Raw genomic sequence first — 18,451 nt, 5'->3', positions numbered from 1 at the left:
ACCGGCGCCGGTGGTCTGTGTCACTGCGCGCCCGACAGGTTGCTCCGCACGGTGCGGATCGCGGCTTCGTTGCGCTTTGGCCCGATGTCGTGGGCAATCGCGGCACGCAGCTGTTCTTCGTATTCGTGCCCGGTGGCCTTGCCCAGTTCGGCAGAGGCCTGCTGGATCATCGGATCGTTGGGGGCAACGGTGCCCGGCTCGATCGTATCAAGCGTGATCACCAGCCAGCCGGCACCATTGGGCGCGGCCATCTTCTTGGTGGTGCCTGCTTTCATCGAAAACAGCAGCGCCAGCGGCGCGGGCACACGGCCCTGCATCTGGCCCAGCTGTTCGCGGGTAAAGGCCAGCGGGTTGATCGGCGGCAGCGCCACGCCAAGCGCCCTGGATGCGTCGGCCAGCGTGGTCTTCCTGGCCATGGCGGCCAGGACTTTGTCGGCGGCGGCAGCGGCAGCGTCGGCGCCGTGCTGCAAGGTCCAGTCCTTTGCCACCGCGGCCTTGATGTCGTTCAACGGGGCGGGTGCGGCAGGCGTGATGCGTCCGACCTCGAACACCGCGGCGCGCAGACCCCCGGGCAGCCCGGCAATCTGCGGCTGACCTTCGTGTTCCATGCTGAACGCGGTCTGCAACAGCGGCTGCAGGTCGGGCGAAACCTTGGTGCCGGGCTTTTCGGGCACCGTGCCATCGGCCAGCAACGGATCGCTGGTCACCACGGTCAGGCCCCAGGTTTTGGCGACATCGGTCAGGCTGTCGCCGCCTTCGACCTTTTCACCGATCCGGGTGGCCAGATCGGTAAAGGCGGTCTTGTGCTTTTCGGCGGTCAGTGCGGCCAGGATTTCGGGGCGGGCCTGCTCAAGCGTCTTGCCCGCCTTGTGCTTGATCGCATCGACACGCGCCACAACCCAGCCCAGCGCGCCCTTGGTTGGGGCAATTGTCTTGCCTTCGCCGGTGGCGAATACCGCGTCGGCCACGGCCTTTGATCCGTCGGTGGCGAGTTCGTCACGGGTCTTGTCGGCAATCTTTGCGGCGGCAAGGCCTTTGGCCGATGCGGCGGCATCGATCGACTTGCCCGCCGAAACTTCGGCACCAAAGGCTTTGGCGGCAGCTTCGGTCGGCAGGATGACTTGCGTGATCGAGCGCGTTTCGCCTGCCGCATAAAGTGCCGAATTGGCCTTGTAGCGCCTGGCAATTTCGGCGTCAGACGGCGGCGGCAGGTTTTTCAGCGCGGTTTCGTCGATGATCGCATACCGCAATGTGCGGCGTTCGGGGCGCTGATACCGTGCGATGTTGGTCTTGTAGAAATCGCCGATCTGCGCGTCGGTTGGCGCCGTCTTGGGGGCAAAGGCCTGCGACGGCAGGAACAGCAGATTGCCGACCCGCTTTTCCTTGAGCAGTGCGGCATAGACCTGGGTCACGCCCATCGGCATCACCGCGCCTTCGTTGGCGCCGGTCAGCACCAGCCGGCTCATCACACCCTTAGCAATGTCATCGCGCACCAGGCGGTCCGACAGCCCGCGCTGGGCCAGCAATTGCTTGTAGGCGTCCTGGCTGAACTTGCCATCAGGTCCCTGAAACGCGGGCAGTTTAGCAATTTCGCCGTCGATCAGGCCATCGCTGACGCCGAAACCGTTTTTGCGGCCCCATTCCCAGGTTGCGGCGCGGTCGATCATCCCGGTCAGCACATCATCAAGCACGCCCTGCGCGATGAAATCCTTCATCGTCAGGGTGGGTGTGCGCTGGCGTTCGCTGTCAAAGGCGGCGCGCACGGTCTTGTCGAGTTCGCCGGTGGTGATGGTCGTGCCGCCGACGGTCGCGACGTTTTCGCCGCCAAGCAGGCTGCCGGTACGCATCCCGGTGACATCTGCGCCGGCAAATGCCAGCACGATCAGGATCAGAAAGACAAGGCCGATCGCCGCGCCAATGCGGGACCGGGTGATGGCGCGAAAAAAGTCAAGCATACTGGCCGATCGATATCAGGGATAAACCGCGCTGCCTTAGAGCGTGAACACAAAAAGGGGAAACCGGTTTTTTTGCCAAAAAATCGGTCAATGCCGGTTTTGCAATCACGGCAGGCATTTGGTAGCCGCGATGGGTGGCGCCGATTCTGCGATCGGCGGTCGTGATGACAATCCAGCAGGGCAATCAAAGGGCAACAGCACAACCATGGCGCATCGACCCTATATCGTGGGCAACTGGAAGATGAACGGCAGCCGGGCCTTGTTGGCCGAGGCGCGTGCCATCGACCGGGCGGCGCAGCGTCATCGCGGGGTTCAGGTCGCGCTGGCACCGCCGTTTCCCTATCTTGGCCTGTTGCGCGACGAGGTATCCGCCATTGGCGTGGGCGGGCAGGATTGCCATGCCGTGGCAAAGGGCGCGCACACCGGTGATGTTTCGGCCCCGATGCTCGATGATATCGGTGCCGATTTCGTGATCGTCGGGCACAGCGAGCGCCGCCGCGATCATGGCGAGACCGATGCGATCGTCCATGCCAAGGCAGAGGCCGCGCTGGCCGCCAATCTGGGGGTGATCGTCTGCGTGGGCGAAACGCTTGACCAGCGCGATGCGGGCCATGCCCAGGCCGTGATCGAGGCGCAAGTCGATGCATCGCTGCCACGCGGGCATGGCGCGGCAGAGGCTGCCGCGGCGGGCAAGTTGTCGGTGGCTTACGAGCCGATCTGGGCCATCGGCACCGGGCGGGTGGCCGCGGTCGACGATGTGGTGGCGATGCACGCGGCAATCGGTGCCCGGCTGATCGCGATGTATGGCGATGCCGGTGGCAAAATGCGCATCCTGTATGGCGGGTCGGTCAATGCGGACAACGCTGCCGCACTGCTGGGCGCGCCCGGGGTCGGCGGCGCGCTGGTCGGAGGGGCCAGCCTGACCGCGGATGCGTTTCTGCCGATCGTGGTTGCGGCCGAACCCGACGAAGGCTGACCTCCGACTTCACAACGCGCCGGGCTTGCACTGGCGACGTGGCGCGCCTAAGTGGCGCAAATCCAGATTCAGGCGAGTAGCCATGACCTTGTTCCTTTTCATTACCATCGTGCAGGCCATCGTTGCGGCGCTGCTTGTCACGGTTATCCTGATGCAGAAATCCGAAGGCGGCGGCCTGGGCGTAGGCAGCAGCCCGTCGGGCTTCATGTCGGCGCGCGGCGCGGCCGATTTCATGACGCGTGCGACCAGCATCCTGGCAGCGGCATTCGTCGGTCTGTCGGTGCTGCTGGGCGTTCTGGCAGTGCGGGCCACGGCAACGCACACCATCGATGCGTCGCATATTCCGACGGTGCCGACCTCGGCACCGGTCGATCCGCAGGCGGGCGCATTCCCCGTGCCGGCCGCGTCGGCCAGTCCGGCGCCGGTTGCTTCGGCTTCGGCGGCCAAGCCCGATCCGTTGTCGGGTGCCGCCAAGCAGTAACATCGTCCGGGCATGACGCGATCCCGTGGGGTTACGGGGTCGGCGTTGCCGGAACACTTCATGCGTTGCCAACACGGTTCCGGCCGCACCCTGCCATGGCGCGCGGGTGCGCAGCCGGGGCTGTTGCGGTTTTTTGATGCGCCTGTGGATTGCCGGGAATAAACCCCGGCGGCCGCTTGCGCCCGTACAACTTCTGACGGTAAGGCTTTGCTCCCATGGCGCGGTACATTTTCATCACCGGCGGCGTGGTCTCCTCGCTCGGCAAAGGTCTTATGGCGGCAAGCCTTGCGGCGCTGCTTCAGGCGCGCGGCTATCGCGTGCGCATCCGCAAGTTCGATCCCTATCTGAACGTCGATCCCGGCACGATGAGCCCGTTTCAGCACGGCGAAGTCTATGTGACCGACGACGGTGCCGAAACCGATCTCGACCTTGGCCACTATGAACGTTTTACCGGTGTGTCGGCGCGCCAGGCCGACAATATCACCTCGGGGCGGATCTATCGCGATATCATCACGCGCGAACGGCGCGGCGATTACCTGGGGGCAACGGTGCAGGTGATCCCGCATGTCACCGATGCGATCAAGGAATTTGCCCAGGCCGAGACCGAGGATCTGGATTTCGTGCTGTGCGAAATCGGCGGCACCGTCGGCGATATCGAAGGCCTGCCGTTTATCGAGGCGCTGCGCCAGCTGCACAACGAGCTGGATCGCGAACTCAGCTGTTTTGTCCACGTCACGCTGGTGCCCTATATTGCGGCAGCGGGCGAATTGAAGACCAAGCCGACCCAGCATTCGGTGCGCGAACTGACCGGTCTTGGCATTCAGCCCGATATCCTGTTGTGCCGTTGCGAAAAGCCGCTGCCCGAAACCGAACGCGCCAAGATCGCGCAGTTCTGCAATGTGCGCAAATCGGCGGTGATCCCGGCACTTGACGCCAGCAGCATCTATTCGGTGCCGTTGCAGTACCATGCCGAAGGGCTGGACAACGAAGTGCTGCGCCATTTCGGGCTGACCGCGCCCGAGCCGGAACTGTCGCGCTGGATCGATGTGGTCGAACGGTTCCACAATCCCGAAGGCGAAGTGACGATCGGCGTGGTGGGCAAATATGTCGGCCTGCCCGACGCCTACAAATCGCTGAACGAGGCGCTTGTTCACGGCGGCCTGTCCAACAAGGTCAAAGTCAACATCCGCTGGATCGATGCGGAGCTGTTCGAACAGGCCGATTCTGAAATCGCCGCGCATCTGGAACCGTTGCACGGCATTCTGGTGCCCGGCGGATTTGGCGAACGCGGCACCGAGGGCAAGATTGCCTCGGTGCGCTTTGCCCGCGAGCGCCGCGTGCCGTTTTTCGGTATTTGCCTTGGCATGCAGATGGCCTGCATCGAAGGCGCGCGCAACACCGCCGGCGTGGCCGGCGCCGGATCGACCGAATTCGGCACCACCTGCGAACCGGTGGTGGGGATCATCACCGAGTGGATGACGCCCGAAGGTCTGGAAACACGGGCCGAAGGTGGCGATCTGGGCGGCACGATGCGGCTGGGCGCCTATGAAGCGCGGCTTGACGGCAACAGCCATGTCGCCGCGATCTATGGCACCACCACGATCAGCGAACGCCACCGCCACCGTTACGAAGTCAACGCCGCCTATCGCGAACGGCTCGAATCGGGTGGCCTGGTGTTTTCGGGCATGTCGCCCGATGGTCTGCTGCCCGAAATCGTCGAACGCCCCGATCATCCGTGGTTTGTCGGCGTGCAGTTCCACCCCGAACTGAAAAGTCGTCCGCTTGATCCGCACCCGCTGTTCCGCGATTTCATCGCGGCCGCGGTCAAACAGGCGCGCCTGGTCTGACCCGCAAAAAGGGCGGACCGTTACCGGCCCGCCCCAAACCAATCGCATATCCGTCCTGAAATCAGGCCGCCGCGCTTGATCCGCCGTCGATCACCGACAGCGGCTGCTGGCCGCCGATCAGCACTTTCTTGGGCTTCATCGCCTCGGGCACTTCGCGGACCAGGTCGATGGTCAGCAACCCGTCGGCCAGGTCGGCGTTGTCGACCCGCACATAGTCGGCCAGTTCGAAACGGCGTTCAAAGCCGCGATTGGCGATACCGACATGCAAGAACTGGCGCGCATCGGGTTCGATGTCGGCCTTGTTGCCCTTGACCACGAGCAGGTTCTGCTGCGCGGTAATGTCGATTTCGTCGGGCTTGAACCCGGCCACGGCCAGGGTGATGCGATATTGGTCATCGCCGCGCCGTTCGATGTTGAACGGGGGGTAATTGTCACCGGTCTGGGCGCGTGCCTGGCGTTCGAGCAGATCGAACAGGCGGTCAAAGCCCACGGTGGTGCGGCGATAGGGGGTAAAGTCAAAACGGTTCATGGCATAATCCTCATGCTGAGCAATTTGCACCCGACCCGCCGCGAACCCTTGAATGGCGTTCGAACGGGCCAATCTTATGGACCATGCCCGGCTTGCGGCGCATGACCCGTTGCGTCATGTGTGGTGGCGACGATCAATTTCAAGAGGCGATGATGAGCGAACCTTCTGCCCCCGTTCCCACGGTTGAAATCTACACCAAATGGGGCTGCCCCTATTGCTATCGCGCCAAGGCGATCCTTGAGGAAAAGGGTGTGTCGCTGACCGAATACGACGTGACGATGGGCGGGCCCAAGCGCGCCGAAATGCACGAGCGCGCACCTGGCGCCAGCACCGTGCCACAGATTTTCATCGGCGGCCGCCACATCGGCGGGTGCGATGATCTGATGGCGCTTGACCGGCAGGGCGGGCTCGATCCGCTGCTCGGACGTTAGGCGCAACGATCATGGCCGACCCCGACACCGCGGTACGCATCGCCGTGCTGCAGATGACCAGCGGTATCGATCCCGCCGCCAATGCCGCGGTGATGGTCGCGGCTGCCACGCGCGCGGCGGACGAGGGGGCGGCAATGCTGTTTACCCCCGAAATGGCCGGTCTGCTCGATCGCGAGCGTGCCCGTGCGCGTGCGCACATCGTGGCCGAAACCGACAACCCCACGCTTGGCGCCTTGCAACAGGCTGCGGCGCGTGCCGGAATCTGGCTGCATGTCGGATCGCTGCCGGTGCTGGCCGAAGGCGATGGCGCCGGGCGCTTTGCCAATCGCGCGTTCGTGATCGATCCCCACGGCGAAATCGCCGCGCGCTATGACAAGATCCACATGTTCGATGTCGATCTGGCCACCGGCGAAAGCTGGCGCGAATCCGCCGCCTATCGCCCCGGCAATCGGGTGGTGTCGGTGGATTGTCCGGTCGGGCGGCTTGGCCTGGCGATCTGTTACGATGTGCGTTTTCCCGCGCTGTTCGAGGAACTGGGACGGCGTGGCTGCGATGTCATCACGATCCCGGCTGCGTTTACCGTGCCCACAGGCCAGGCGCACTGGCACCTGTTGCAGCGCGCGCGCGCGGTTGAGGCCAGCGCCTTTGTCATTGCGCCTGCCCAAACCGGCCACCACGCCGACGGGCGCGATACCTATGGCCATTCGCTGGTGATCGATCCCTGGGGCGATGTGCTGCTCGACATGGGAACCGAGCCCGGCCTGGGCTTTGCCACGCTCGATCTGGCGCGGCTTGGCGATGTGCGCCGCCAGTTGCCCAGCCTGCAGAACCGCAGAAGCCTTGGCGAACAGCCGGAAAGCACCCGATTGGCATCATGATTGTGTTTGATCTTGTCTGCCGGCAGGGCGATCACCGGTTTGAAGGCTGGTTCGGATCGTCGGACGATTTTGCCGATCAGCAGGCGCGTGGCCTGATCGCATGCCCGGTGTGCGCCAGCGCCGATGTAACGCGTGCAATCAGTGCGCCCAATCTGGGCCGCAAGGGCAATCAGATCGCAACCGCAAAGCCGGCAGCGCCTGCTGTGCAGGCCAATGCACCGCTGCCGCCCGAAGCCGTTGCCGTGCTGAAAACCATCGCCCTGATGCAGGCCGAGGCGTTGAAAAGTTCAACCTGGGTGGGCGACCGTTTTGCCGACAAGGCCCGCGCGATGCATTATGGCGAAACGCAGGCCGCCCCGATCCACGGGCAGGCCACCCCGGAAGAGGCCAGCGCCCTGATCGAGGAAGGCGTCGAAATCGCCCCGATCCTGTTTCCCGTTGCCCCGCCCGGCAAAGCCAACTGACCCGCCCGACAGTGTTGCGCCGTGCCGACAACCCCCTTATGGCATGCGGCGTGCGCCCGTAGCTCAGCAGGATAGAGCACCAGATTCCTAATCTGGGGGTCATGGGTTCGAATCCCGTCGGGCGCACCACCCATCATCACACGCAAGAACCGCGGGCCTCTTCGATTCGTTGGTCGCCGCAGCACCGATAGTCCGCTATGCTGTTGCGCACGCCTTCAAGTCATTGCACTCTGTCTTCGGTCAGGGGATTTTGCTTTGATGCACAGCGCGGCGAACGCCTTGGAACATGCGTCGGGTGCAGCCGGCGATCCGGGCCTGCCCGGGTTGGCTGCGCCCGACGCGGTGCGCCGGGATCATTACCTGGTGCTTGACGGATTGCGCGGGTTGGCCGCGTTTGCGATCTGCCTGGTGCATCTTGCCCATATCAGCCATCATCGCCTGGGCGACAGCCTTGACCGCGCGTTTCTGGCGGTCGACTTTTTCTTTATTCTAAGCGGCGTGGTGATCGCAGACCGGTATGAGCCACAGTTGATGGCGGGATCGTTTGTGCGTGCGTTCCTGTTGCGCCGGGCGATCCGCCTGTATCCCATGGTGGCGCTGGGCACATTGGCCGGATTGGGCGTGATGCTGCTGGGGCGCTGGCTGCACACCGGGCCGGCGCCGCGTTTTGCGGTGTTGGCCGCAGCGACATTGTGGAACGGGCTGCTGTTGCCGTTATCGTCCCGGCCCTGGTGGGGCTGGGGACTGTGGCCGTTCAATCCGCCGTTCTGGTCGCTGTTTTGCGAACTGGTGGTCAATGGCCTGTATGCTTTGGCAATCTTGCAGCTGCGCGGGCGTCGGATTGTGGTGCCGGTGGCGGGCGCAGCGGCCGTGCTGGTGTGGCATTGTGCGCAAGGGGGCACGTTGCAGCAGGGCGGTGATGCCGCCGGACTGATGATCGGGATGTGCCGCGCGGTGTTCGGGTTCGGCCTGGGCGTGATCATCGCGCGGTTGCATGCTGCGGGCCGTTTGCCCAAGACCGGTTTGCCGGGCGGGGCGGCGATGGTGGTGCTCGTTCTGGTGCTATGGGGCCCTTTTTCCCGCGGGTGGGGTGCGGCCTATGATCTGGTGGCGATCATGCTGGTGATGCCATGGATTGTCATGGCGGGGCTGCGCACGGGTCCCGTGGTGCATGGCGCGCGGCTGTATGCGACGCTGGGGCTGATCTCTTATCCGCTGTACGCCACGCATGAGGTGCTGTTCCGGATGGTGCTGGCCGTGCTGCTGTGGCGCCATCACAGCGGCATCCTGGTGCGCGACGGCAGTCTGGTGATGCTGTTCGTGACCGCCGTCGTCGTCAGCCATGCACTGGCGCGATTTTACGATCTGCCGGCCAGGGCGTGGCTGGCGCGGCGTATCATTTTTCGCGCGCGGCCTGGCTGATTGTCGTGGTGATCGGCGAAATCAGCCACGACACGATCCGGCGGCGGCCGGTGCGGATATCCGCCGTTACGCCAAGACCGGCCGACAGGTTTATCACTTTGCCGTCGGCTTCGATCGTGCCGCGCCCGAGGCGGATGCGGGCCACGTAAACCGCGCCAAGCTGGCGATCCGGCACCGCATCGCGGTTGATGGTCTGGATTACGCCCGGAACCGATCCATAACGGGTGAAGGGAAAGGCATCGATTTTGACAGAAACGGCCTGGCCTTCGCGGACAAAGCCGATGTCCCTGTTCAGGATCTTTGCTTCGACCACGACATCGTCGTGTTCGGGCACGACCACCATCAGCGTGCGAACCGGTTCGATCACGCCGCCAACGGTATGAATGGCAAGCTGCTGCACGGTTCCATCGGCCGGCGCGGTGATATGCTGGAGGCCGGCCCTGCGCGCAGCCTTGGCCACGTCTTCCTGGCGCACGATGGCATCGGCCTGCGCCTTGGCCATGTCTGCCATGGCCTGGCGCCGCACAGTGTCGCGCGCTTCGGCCATGGCGGCGCCATATTTGCGCGCCTCGGCCGCGCCATGGGCCATCTGCGCCTCGGCCACGTCGGTTTCGCCCTGTTCTGACCGGTATTGCCGTTTCAGTTCGAGCAGCCGCATGCCGGGGGCATAGCCATGCGCGTCTAGCACATTCATCGCATCGAGTTCACGCTGCAGCAGCGGCAGCGTGGCCTTTAGCTTGTCGCGCGTCGCCATCGCAGACTGCTGGTCGGACAGCGCGGTTTCGCGCGCAGCCCTGTAACCGGCCACGGTTGAATCGAGTTCGCGCAATTGCGCCGCAATCAATCGTTCCTGGGTTATCCGGATATCGTCGGGCGTGTTTCGCGGGGCGGCAAAATGGATGCCCTTGCCATCGAGCGCCGCCACCAGTGCGCGGTCGTGTTCGGTCTCGATGCGATCATCGAGCAGCGACCGTCGGGCCTGTTCCAGTTCTGCGCTGGCAAGCGTCGTGTCCAGATCGATCAGCAACTGGCCCTGTTTCACATGATCGCCGTCGCGGACATAGATGCCGGCCACCACTCCTGTGCCGGCCGATTGCACCTGCTTGCTTGCCCCGCTTTGCACGATCACGCCCGGCGCCGATGCCACGACATCGACATGCCCGAAAAACAGCCACGACCCCGTGATGATCAGCAGCCCGAACAGGACTTGCGCGGTGCGTCGGCTGGTCGGCGAAACGGGCCGCTCGACCACTTCCAGCGCGGCCGGAAGAAATTCGGGCTGCAGCCCGGCGTGATGGTTGCGGGCGCGTTCGCGTTCATCGGCAAGCGCGCGGCGGATCGTTGCCAGCATATGGGCCAAGCGCCCGATCATGTTGACGCTCCGGCAGGCTGGCCAAAGTTCGGCCCCATCTGGCGGCGATGCAGATCGGCATAGCGGCCCCCCAGGCCCAACAGTTCGTCGTGCGATCCGCGTTCGACAATCCGGCCGTTTTCCATGGCGATGATGTGGTCGCAGCCGCGCACGGCTGACAGCCGATGCGCGATGATGACCACGGTGCGACCCGCGCTGATCCGCGCCAGGTTGGCCTGGATCACCTCCTCGCTTTCGGCATCGAGTGCGCTGGTCGCTTCATCAAGGATCAGGATGCGCGGATTGGTGACAAGCGCCCGCGCGATGGCCAGCCGCTGGCGCTGACCGCCCGACAGGTTGGTGCCGCGTTCTTCGACGCGGGTGTCATAGCCCTGGGGAAGGCGGACGATGAAATCGTGGGCCCCGGCCAGCGTGGCCGCGGCAATCACCTGATCGATCGGCATGGCCGGATTGATCAGCGCGATGTTTTCGCGGATCGATCGGTTGAACAGCAGGTTTTCCTGCAGCACCACGCCAATCTGCCGCCGCAACCAGGCCGGATCGATCTGCGACAGATCCACGCCGTCGATAAAGATGCGCCCGCCTTGCGCGACATAGAGCCGCTGGATGAGTTTGGTCAGCGTGCTTTTGCCCGATCCGGACGAACCTACGATGCCAAGCGAACTGCCCGCAGGGATCACCAGATTGATCGCGTCGATCGTCCACGGCCCCTCGGTCGCATAGCGAAAGCGGGCGTCTTCAAAGGTGATCTGCCCCGTTAGCGTGGGCAGCGCCATGCGGCTGCCGGCGCCGGGTTCGGGGGGCTGGTTCAGCACATCGCCAAGCCGCGCGACGGCGATCCTGACCTGCTGGAAATCCTGCCACAGCTGCGCCATGCGGATCACCGGCCCCGACACGCGCTGGGCAAACATGTTGAACGCAACCAGTCCGCCGACCGTCATCTGATGGTTGATAACCGCCTGCGCCCCGAAATAGAGGATCGCCGCCAGATTGAGTTTTGAGATCAGCTGGATCAGCTGGCTACCGGTGTTGCCCAGGTTGATCACGGACTGGCTGGCGGCGGAATATCCCGCCAGCTGTCGTTCCCAGCGATCCTGCCATTGGGGTTCGACCGCGCTTGCCTTGACGGTGTTGATCCCGGAAATGCTTTCGACCAGCAGGGCGTTGTTGGCCGCACCGCGTTCGAATTTTTCTTCGACGCGCGCCTGCAGCGGCCGCGTTACAAACAGTGCAACAACGATATAGGCCGGAATTGTCAGCACGCTGACAATGAACAGCTTGGTGGAATACATCCACATGACCGCCAGGAACACCAGCGTGAAGAACGGATCGACCAGCACCGTCAACGAGGCATTGGTCAGAAATTCGCGAATGGTTTCAAGCTGTCTGACCCGCATGGCGATGTCGCCCACCCGGCGGTTTTCGAAATAGCCGATCGGCAGCGACAGCAAGTGGCGATAAAGGCGCGCGCCCAGTTCCATGTCGATCTTCTGGCTGGTTTCGGAATAAAGCCGCGTGCGCAGCCAGCCAAATGCGGTTTCCCACAACGACACCGCCAGATACCCGATCACCAGCACGTTCAGCGTATCGAGCGTGTCGTGCACCAGCACCTTGTCGACGACATTCTGGAAAAACAGCGGCGCGGCCAGACCCAGCAGATTGACGCCCAGCGTGATCAGCAGCACTTCGCCGATCAGGCGGCGGTATTTGACAATCTGGGGAATGAACCAGGTCACATCGAACTTTGCCTGGCTGTCACCAAGCCCTTCGCGGGTGGTGACAAGGATCAGCGCGCCATCCCACAGCGCCTGCAAACCCTGCCGATCGACCTTGCGGATGGGTAGCCCGTTCATGCCCGGCTCGGGGCGGGTCAGCTGGATCAGCGCTTCATCGCCTTCGACCCGCCCGATCAGAAACCAGCCGTCCGCGCCATGGGCCAGCGCGGGCAGGGGCATGCGGGCCAGATCGGCATATTTGGCGTGCACGGCGCGCGCCTTCACATCCTGGCGCGCTTTGGCCACGCGCAGGATATCGCGCGCGCTGACGGGATCAAAATGGCCCGTTTCGTGGCGCAACTGCATCGGATCCACCGCGATCCGATGCATCGCCAGCAGCGACGCCAGTGCGATAAGCCCGCTTTCGCTGTGCGCGGCCTGATCGCTGTGCTGCGCTGCTGTTGCGGTCATGGCCGGCCCCGCTGCGGGGTTTCGGCCGGCACCATCGCGGGCGCTTTCAGATCCGCTGGCAGCGGTTGAAGCGACAAAGGCCGCGACGATGGCGGGGCCAATGCATCGACGGCGCGAATTGCAGCGTCAAACGGCAGGGCAGACCGGGCCGCGGCGTGGGTCAGGTTGACGTCGGGATCATACAGAGCCGAATGCGACAGGATGGCGCGGGCTTCGAGCAGGCCGATCTTTCGCAACAGGGTCGCCTGGGCAACATAAAGGTCGTGCCTGACCGTCGCCAGCGCGATCTGTGCATCGCGCACAATGCCGTGCGCATACAGCACATCGAAAGTTGACCGCAGGCCTGCACGGTATTCCTCGAACGTGCCCTGGTCATACGTGCGCGCTGCGGCCACCTGCAACTGATTGACGTCGATATTGCGCTGTGTCGCCTTGATCTGGCTCCACGCGCCAACGATATCGGCGATCACCTGGCGCCGTGCGCTTTCGATCCCGACATGCGCGGCCGCCTCCTGGTCTTCGGCCCGGGCCACTGCGGCGCCCACCCGCCCGCCATTGGTCAGCGGGATAGTCAGCATGGCCTGGCCGGCGAACACCTGATCCTGGTTGTGCAGATAGAATGGCAGACTTTGACCATTCAACGTGGCCGACCCGCTCAGCATCAGCGTGGGGCGGCCTTGCGCGCGGGCGGCCGTGATCGCGGCGCGCGCTTGCTGTTCGTTGGCGATCGCCGCGGCCAGTTCGGGATTGAGGCTGTCCGACAGCGCCAGGACGTCATCGAGCGTTTCGGGCAGATGCGCCAGCTGCGGCATCGGGGCCAATTGTCCGGGTTCGTGGCCGATCAGCGCTGCATAGATCGCCCGGTCCTGCTGCCACTGCTGTTGTGCAACATTGTACAGCGCTTGCGCATATTGGCGCTGCTGGTCGGCCAGGCCAATATCGGTGCGGGTCAATTCGCCGGCAATCTGGCGTGCCTTGACCTCGTCGAGTGTAAAATCCAGCTGTTTGAGATTGGCCGCGCGCAGGCGCAGGATTTCCGCATCAAGGCGAATGTTGGCATAGGTGGTTATCACCTGCAGCAGGACATCGCCCTCGGTCCCGCGCAATTGCGCCCGGCCGGCACGAATTTCGGCAAGTGCTGCTGCGCGATCGGCTGCGGCCTTGCCACCGGTATAAAGCGGCTGATTGACGCTGGCGCTGGCCGACAGGGTCTTGCTGGTCGTGGTATCGGTGGGCAAAAAACCGGACGCTTGCGACAGGCGTCCGTCGACGGTCTTGCTGAACACCGAGGCGATCTGCAATGCCGAGTAAGGGCGCAGTTCGCTGAGCGCGAGGGCAAAGTCCTCGTCATCGGCGCGCAGTTTGTAGCGCTGCATCTCGATCGTGGGCGACGATCGGTACGCCATGTCGATTGCCTGGGCCAGGTCTTCGGTCGGCTGTGGCTCGTCCTCGGGTTCGAACAGCGGAATGGCGCGCGCAACCGGCACGGTGCCGTGTGGCAGGCACAACAGGCCCTGTCGTTTGACGCAAGGCAACGGATTGGCTGTGCGCCCCGGCAGATCGCTGCGCGGGGGCGTCTGCGCCAGTGCGCAAGGCCACGATGTTCCCGCCAGCAGGCCGGCAAGACCAAGCCGCAAAGCGCGCTGCATCAACGGAACTGCCCTTCGTCGGTGCATCCGCGCCGCGCCGCCGCCTCGCGCAATGTGGCGTAGCCCTGCAGACTGTAACGCGTCAGGCGGCCACCGATCCTGGGCTGAACCACCAGCGATTGGCCAGCGCCGACCTGTTCGGCAGTCACCCAGATCCGGTCGTTTCCCAGACCATCGACTGCAATGCTGTCCACCGGGATACCGCGCGCCATCAGCGCCGGAATTTCATCGCGCAGTGCGATCGGGTCGCCGCCGTCGATGCGGATTGTCGCATTTGCGGCAAATGCAGGTTCGGACACGCGAAATGCGAACGCACCGTTGATAAAGGCCGCGTGTCCTTTGAACCCGCGCAGGCGGCAGACAGTGGTTTTTGAAAAATTGTCCTGGACGACAATCAAGGTCCAGCCCCGGTCGTTGAATTGCGCCCATTGGGTGGCAACCCTGGCGGCATGCGCCGGGGTCACCATCAGCAATGCGATCAATGCTATCTGGGCCAATGCGCGAAGCACAACACACACCCTTGCTGATGGAGCCGGGGTTCAACAATGACGGGGGTTAGTCAGTTAAGCGAAAATGCCGCCCCCGCACACCGCAATATAAGTATAACTACTGAACAAGCCGGTACAAGCAACCGGTTTTTGCCGCGTCTGCGCGCCATGCAACGCGTGTCCCTGCGTGCCAGTCTCGCTGTTAGGACAAGATGCGGCGGCTGCGACTGGCAAAGGGCCAATTGATGACCGACCCGGCAAACAGCGCGGCCCAGATCAGCACCGGTTGAAACAGCAGGCGCGGGGCGTGGTAGGCCCAGCCCAGGACAACACCGCCAATCGCCACATGCGCAAAGGCATGGTAAAAATTGGCCGGCCAGACGCACAGCGCATAGGCGCCAAGACCCAGCCCCGCCCACCAGCGCAACGGCCGGACCAGCAGCCCTGCGGCGCCCAGCAATTCGGCCACGCCTGTCGCCAGAACGACCATGTGCGGCTGGGGCACCCGGGGCGGCACGATCTGTTCGAAGGCATGCGGGGATTTGAGGTGCAGGACACCCGCACCTGCATAGAACACCACCATCACCCAGCGCAGCGCAACCCGTCCTGCGCCATCGCGTGCCCGTGCCGCCATCGTCGTGTCCTTTGCTGTCCGGGCAGGTGTAACCCGTTTGAATGCACTACGAACGCCAACGCGCAACCGGATGCAAGCGTCAGATCGCAAACCGGCGCATGACGGCGCCATCGGCGGCAAACACGGTCATGTCCCAGGCCTGGCCATGGCGTTCGATCAACGCAAAGCCGAACCGGCCGGTGATCGTGGTCAGTGCCTGCAACGCCGCGGCACCGGGCTTGCCAGCGATGTCGGCAAGGCCGGCCGGTGCGGGCGCGTCGTCTTCCAGCGTGCCGGAAAATCCGGCGATGACTTGCGTCGGCCGGTCGGCAAAGCGGGCCAGCTGGAACATGTGGATATGCCCCGCCAGCATGGCTCGGACATGGGGCAGGGGCGGCAACGCATAGGCGGTGACCGGCTTGGCCCCGATCGCGACGGCGGTGTGCGGCTTGTCCTGCCACACCACCGGGTTGAACGGGAAATGTGCGGTGGCAAAACTGACTTTGGCGCCGCGCGACAGCATGGCGATCCTGGCCATGTCGCGATCGAATTGCGCAGACACGAGCGGATCGCCGGGCTTGCCGCTGGCCAATTGCATCAGGTCGGCTACGATCACCTGCGCCTGCTGGCCCAGGTTTACGGCATAAGGATCGGTGTGGTTGCCCGCCATGTCATCGCCGGCGCCGGCGCAGTCTGCGCCGGGTTGCAGCGGGTGCGGATCAAGCAATCGCCACCAGCCCTGACCGGCGCGCGCGCATTCCTCGTGATTGCCACGCACCATGATCCACGGCGCCGCATTCAGCAGCGGTGCGGCGGGATCGAGAAAATCCGCGCGCCAGCCCGCCTCGCCATACCCCCACGGCGTGCCGGCACAGCCCTGCCGATCGGGCGGACAGGCATTTTCGCGATAGAGATAATCGCCCACATGCAGCACCAGATCGGGGCGCATCCGCGCCGCGCGCGCGGCAATCGCGGCAAAGGGCCATGCCGTGGGCTGGTTGCAATCCTGCGCGGCATCGTCTGCCGCCTTGATCCGGCAGCCGGTATCGCCGATCAGCACGATCCGGTCGAGACGGGGGCGGGGCAAGGGCAAGGGCCTGCCGCCAAGACTGGCGCGTCGCGCCCAACGCGGCAGCGGCAGTTCACAGACCCGCGATGCAAAGCCGGTTGGCCCGTCGACATGCGCCTTGTTGCTGCGTTGGGGCAGCGACGCGGGCGCCGCGCGCAACACGGCACGCCGGTTGCGTCCATCCACCCTAATCACCGGGCAGGTTTCGGCTTCGGTCAGGATGCGCACCACGCTGCCCCCGGGGGCCATTTCGACCCAGCTTTGCACGGGTCGAGGCACAGGCACGGCAAACGCGAGCGCGGCAAACAGCATCGGAATCATGGTATCTACGCAGCGCGGCCGGGCGCGGCGGTCAACACCTGCCCGTGGCAATCACACTTTCGTCACACCCTGTGCGGGCTGTTCAGTCGACCAGCGGGCGCAGGCGGTTCAGCAGCGCCTGGATGCGCTCGGCCGCTTCGCTGAAGGTTTTGACATCTTCGCGGTTGTTGTTGCCGCGCGCTTCCTTGGCGGATTCAAGGTACCCTTCCATGTCGGCTTCCAGAGCGTCGATCAGGATTTCGGTTTCATCCTCGGTCAGCGTCAGTTTGATGGCCATTGTCGGGTTCGATCCTGTGGTTGGTTTCACGCCCCATAATGCCAAGCGGGCGATTTTGGGAACCCGTTTATTGCGCCGCCCGATGGATCAGGATCAGACCGTCCTGATGTCCGCGCCAGAAACCTTTCCATGTCGGATTGGTGCCACCCTGGCTCATTGCCGCATAGCCGGGTGCATCGCCCTGCCAGCCCGCGTTGTCGGATTTTTCCGAAGGCACGTCGAGATAGGCGGCGCGGCTGGCATCCCCTTTGACATGGGTGTCGAGGAACGCGGTGATCATGTGGGTGGCGATGGCGTTGATCCGGTCCTTGCGCCACACCGGATCGGCAAACCAGTCGAAATCCCACAGCCGCCCGTGCATTTCGGCGGGCGGCGGATTGGTACCGATATCGTGGCCGGCGCCCTGAAACACCAGCATGTGCCGATCGGTATGGGTGGCCTGGGCAAAGATCGCGGCGGGTCCGTGTTCATAGCCCACGGTGCGATCGGCGCTGCCCACCACGACCAGCAAGGGTGCGCTGATCCCGGCAAGGCCTGCGCCCTGCGGCCCCCACACCGACCATGGCGCGCCGCCGGCTGGCGAAATCGCCACGATCGCACGGATACCTGCAGTGTTCAGGTCAGCGGCACGCGCGCCGTTCCCGGCATAGGCCGACACCAGATCGGCGGGCAGGGCGGCCACGACCTTGCTTTCCGGATCAAGCCTGCCGCCGCCCACCTGCAACACGCCATAACCGCCGTAGGAATAGCCGACCAGACCGATGCGCCCGGTATCGACCAGCGGCCCAAGCAGCCCGCCGCGCAGCGCGGTGATCGTGCCGGTGATATCAATCGGCCGCGCCAGCAGGCCGGCCGGCGATTTGGCGCGGTCCCAGATCGGCGGGTCGCGGTGTTCGGGCGCAACCACGACATAGCCCTTGGTGGCCAGATTTTCGCCGAGCCAGCTCAGCATTACAGGATCGTTGTTGTAGCCGTGGCTCAGCACGATCACCGGGTGGTGATCGCCTGCCGCGGGGGCATCGGCATAGGCCATGCCGGGCACGGTGAACGCGGCGTCGGGATGGCCGGGTTCGCCGGTCAGGCGGGCGGCATAGGTGACCGGCACTGCGCCGGGCGCGGGCTTTGCCGGATACCAGATGCGCAGATGCAGCACACGGTCGGCGTGCACCGCATGGCCAGCCAGCAGCGACGCCAGCGGATCGATCCGGTCGTGCAATGCGATCACGCGCTGTGTCATGCCTGCGGCATCGGGGCCGGGCTGGGCCAGTTCGGGCGCATCGATATCCGGCACGCCGGGGGCATGTTCGTGGCCGGCCTGCGCCATGACCGGGACTGGCGCAATCACCAGGACCATGGCCAGGCATGCAAGGCGGATCGGGCGAACGGTCATCATGGGTCCTTGGCTGGTGGCTTGCGCATGGTTGGTGCCGCTTTGCCCGCACAGGTACAAGCGTTATCATCGCGACAGGCGGCCGGTTGCGCACCCGGTAACC

17 protein-coding genes and 1 tRNA gene are annotated in these 18,451 nt (G+C 64.4%); 8 read left to right on the top strand and 10 right to left on the bottom strand.

Going from position 1 to position 18,451, the window contains the following annotated elements; all coding sequences use genetic code 11:
• Positions 1–20 precede the first annotated feature (20 nt).
• Positions 21–1,955, bottom strand: coding sequence for a peptidylprolyl isomerase (locus G404_RS0106165; protein WP_028640302.1), 1,935 nt, complete (start codon positions 1,953–1,955; stop codon positions 21–23).
• Positions 1,956–2,160: 205 nt separating this feature from the next.
• Between G404_RS0106165 and tpiA the strand changes: the two genes are divergently transcribed.
• The 3 genes from tpiA (at position 2,161) to G404_RS0106150 (ending at position 5,259) form a co-directional block, all read left to right on the top strand.
• The gene (tpiA, locus tag G404_RS0106160; protein ID WP_028640301.1) at positions 2,161–2,931 is read left to right on the top strand and encodes a triose-phosphate isomerase; all 771 of its coding nucleotides are present in this window, start codon (positions 2,161–2,163) and stop codon (positions 2,929–2,931) included.
• Between the two features lie 82 nt (positions 2,932–3,013).
• Entirely contained in the window at positions 3,014–3,412 is a 399-nt protein-coding gene (gene secG, locus G404_RS0106155; protein WP_425411619.1) for a preprotein translocase subunit SecG, read from the top strand.
• A gap of 215 nt (positions 3,413–3,627) precedes the next feature.
• Positions 3,628–5,259, top strand: a complete 1,632-nt coding sequence (locus G404_RS0106150; RefSeq protein ID WP_028640299.1) for a CTP synthase — start codon at positions 3,628–3,630, stop codon at positions 5,257–5,259.
• Positions 5,260–5,320: 61 nt separating this feature from the next.
• On the opposite strand, the gene G404_RS0106145 is transcribed toward G404_RS0106150, so the two are convergent.
• A complete protein-coding gene (locus G404_RS0106145) occupies positions 5,321–5,788 on the bottom strand; it encodes an Hsp20 family protein (protein ID WP_028640298.1) in 468 nt (155 codons plus the stop codon).
• Positions 5,789–5,940: 152 nt separating this feature from the next.
• On the opposite strand from G404_RS0106145, the gene grxC reads away from it, so the two are divergent.
• From grxC to G404_RS0106120, 5 genes are all read left to right on the top strand, one after another.
• Positions 5,941–6,219, top strand: a complete 279-nt coding sequence (gene grxC, locus G404_RS0106140; protein ID WP_028640297.1) for a glutaredoxin 3 — start codon at positions 5,941–5,943, stop codon at positions 6,217–6,219.
• An 11-nt stretch (positions 6,220–6,230) separates the two neighbouring features.
• Positions 6,231–7,097: a carbon-nitrogen hydrolase family protein gene (locus G404_RS0106135; protein ID WP_036520584.1), complete on the top strand. Its 867-nt coding sequence runs from the start codon at positions 6,231–6,233 to the stop codon at positions 7,095–7,097.
• Positions 7,094–7,561 (top strand): DUF1178 family protein, encoded by a 468-nt coding sequence (locus G404_RS0106130; protein WP_028640295.1) that lies wholly within the window; start codon positions 7,094–7,096, stop codon positions 7,559–7,561. The genes G404_RS0106135 and G404_RS0106130 overlap by 4 nt, the downstream gene beginning before the upstream one ends.
• A 52-nt stretch (positions 7,562–7,613) precedes the next feature.
• Positions 7,614–7,690, top strand: a tRNA-Arg gene (locus tag G404_RS0106125).
• A gap of 129 nt (positions 7,691–7,819) precedes the next feature.
• Positions 7,820–8,983, top strand: coding sequence for an acyltransferase family protein (locus G404_RS0106120; protein WP_028640294.1), 1,164 nt, complete (start codon positions 7,820–7,822; stop codon positions 8,981–8,983).
• Here G404_RS0106120 and G404_RS0106115 read toward each other — a convergent pair.
• The 8 genes from G404_RS0106115 to G404_RS18295 form a co-directional block, all read right to left on the bottom strand.
• The gene (locus G404_RS0106115; RefSeq protein WP_051280269.1) at positions 8,958–10,355 is read right to left on the bottom strand and encodes an HlyD family type I secretion periplasmic adaptor subunit; all 1,398 of its coding nucleotides are present in this window, start codon (positions 10,353–10,355) and stop codon (positions 8,958–8,960) included. The two genes, G404_RS0106120 and G404_RS0106115, sit on opposite strands and share 26 nt — an antisense overlap.
• On the bottom strand, positions 10,352–12,541 hold the full coding sequence (locus tag G404_RS0106110) for a type I secretion system permease/ATPase (protein WP_028640292.1): 2,190 nt from the start codon (positions 12,539–12,541) through the stop codon (positions 10,352–10,354). Before G404_RS0106110 ends, G404_RS0106115 begins: the two co-directional genes overlap by 4 nt.
• Positions 12,538–14,190, bottom strand: coding sequence for a TolC family protein (locus tag G404_RS0106105; RefSeq protein WP_028640291.1), 1,653 nt, complete (start codon positions 14,188–14,190; stop codon positions 12,538–12,540). The genes G404_RS0106110 and G404_RS0106105 overlap by 4 nt, the downstream gene beginning before the upstream one ends.
• On the bottom strand, positions 14,190–14,672 hold the full coding sequence (locus G404_RS0106100; protein WP_028640290.1) for a hypothetical protein: 483 nt from the start codon (positions 14,670–14,672) through the stop codon (positions 14,190–14,192). Before G404_RS0106100 ends, G404_RS0106105 begins: the two co-directional genes overlap by 1 nt.
• Before the next feature lie 208 nt (positions 14,673–14,880).
• A complete protein-coding gene (locus G404_RS0106095) occupies positions 14,881–15,312 on the bottom strand; it encodes a DoxX family protein (protein ID WP_028640289.1) in 432 nt (143 codons plus the stop codon).
• Positions 15,313–15,391: 79 nt separating this feature from the next.
• The gene (locus G404_RS18300) at positions 15,392–16,681 is read right to left on the bottom strand and encodes a metallophosphoesterase (protein ID WP_051280267.1); all 1,290 of its coding nucleotides are present in this window, start codon (positions 16,679–16,681) and stop codon (positions 15,392–15,394) included.
• Between the two features lie 82 nt (positions 16,682–16,763).
• Positions 16,764–16,958, bottom strand: a complete 195-nt coding sequence (locus G404_RS0106085; protein WP_028640288.1) for a hypothetical protein — start codon at positions 16,956–16,958, stop codon at positions 16,764–16,766.
• A 67-nt stretch (positions 16,959–17,025) separates the two neighbouring features.
• The gene (locus tag G404_RS18295) at positions 17,026–18,348 is read right to left on the bottom strand and encodes an alpha/beta hydrolase family protein (RefSeq protein WP_169719692.1); all 1,323 of its coding nucleotides are present in this window, start codon (positions 18,346–18,348) and stop codon (positions 17,026–17,028) included.
• Positions 18,349–18,451 lie beyond the last annotated feature (103 nt).

It is taken from the genome of Novosphingobium acidiphilum DSM 19966, from assembly GCF_000429005.1.
In the GTDB taxonomy this organism is placed as follows: Bacteria; Pseudomonadota; Alphaproteobacteria; order Sphingomonadales; family Sphingomonadaceae; genus Novosphingobium; species Novosphingobium acidiphilum.
This window is presented reverse-complemented; position numbering and strand designations above follow the sequence as displayed.

Bases quoted from the DNA above. Each gene is read 5' to 3' on its own strand.
- G404_RS0106165 (WP_028640302.1), bottom strand. From the start codon at position 1,955: ATGCTTGACTTTTTTCGCGCCATCACCCGGTCCCGCATTGGCGCGGCG.
- tpiA (WP_028640301.1), top strand. From the start codon at position 2,161: ATGGCGCATCGACCCTATATCGTGGGCAACTGGAAGATGAACGGCAGC.
- secG (WP_425411619.1), top strand. From the start codon at position 3,014: ATGACCTTGTTCCTTTTCATTACCATCGTGCAGGCCATCGTTGCGGCG.
- G404_RS0106150 (WP_028640299.1), top strand. From the start codon at position 3,628: ATGGCGCGGTACATTTTCATCACCGGCGGCGTGGTCTCCTCGCTCGGC.
- G404_RS0106145 (WP_028640298.1), bottom strand. From the start codon at position 5,788: ATGAACCGTTTTGACTTTACCCCCTATCGCCGCACCACCGTGGGCTTT.
- grxC (WP_028640297.1), top strand. From the start codon at position 5,941: ATGAGCGAACCTTCTGCCCCCGTTCCCACGGTTGAAATCTACACCAAA.
- G404_RS0106135 (WP_036520584.1), top strand. From the start codon at position 6,231: ATGGCCGACCCCGACACCGCGGTACGCATCGCCGTGCTGCAGATGACC.
- G404_RS0106130 (WP_028640295.1), top strand. From the start codon at position 7,094: ATGATTGTGTTTGATCTTGTCTGCCGGCAGGGCGATCACCGGTTTGAA.
- G404_RS0106120 (WP_028640294.1), top strand. From the start codon at position 7,820: ATGCACAGCGCGGCGAACGCCTTGGAACATGCGTCGGGTGCAGCCGGC.
- G404_RS0106115 (WP_051280269.1), bottom strand. From the start codon at position 10,355: ATGATCGGGCGCTTGGCCCATATGCTGGCAACGATCCGCCGCGCGCTT.
- G404_RS0106110 (WP_028640292.1), bottom strand. From the start codon at position 12,541: ATGACCGCAACAGCAGCGCAGCACAGCGATCAGGCCGCGCACAGCGAA.
- G404_RS0106105 (WP_028640291.1), bottom strand. From the start codon at position 14,190: ATGCAGCGCGCTTTGCGGCTTGGTCTTGCCGGCCTGCTGGCGGGAACA.
- G404_RS0106095 (WP_028640289.1), bottom strand. From the start codon at position 15,312: ATGGCGGCACGGGCACGCGATGGCGCAGGACGGGTTGCGCTGCGCTGG.
- G404_RS18300 (WP_051280267.1), bottom strand. From the start codon at position 16,681: ATGATTCCGATGCTGTTTGCCGCGCTCGCGTTTGCCGTGCCTGTGCCT.
- G404_RS0106085 (WP_028640288.1), bottom strand. From the start codon at position 16,958: ATGGCCATCAAACTGACGCTGACCGAGGATGAAACCGAAATCCTGATC.
- G404_RS18295 (WP_169719692.1), bottom strand. From the start codon at position 18,348: ATGACCGTTCGCCCGATCCGCCTTGCATGCCTGGCCATGGTCCTGGTG.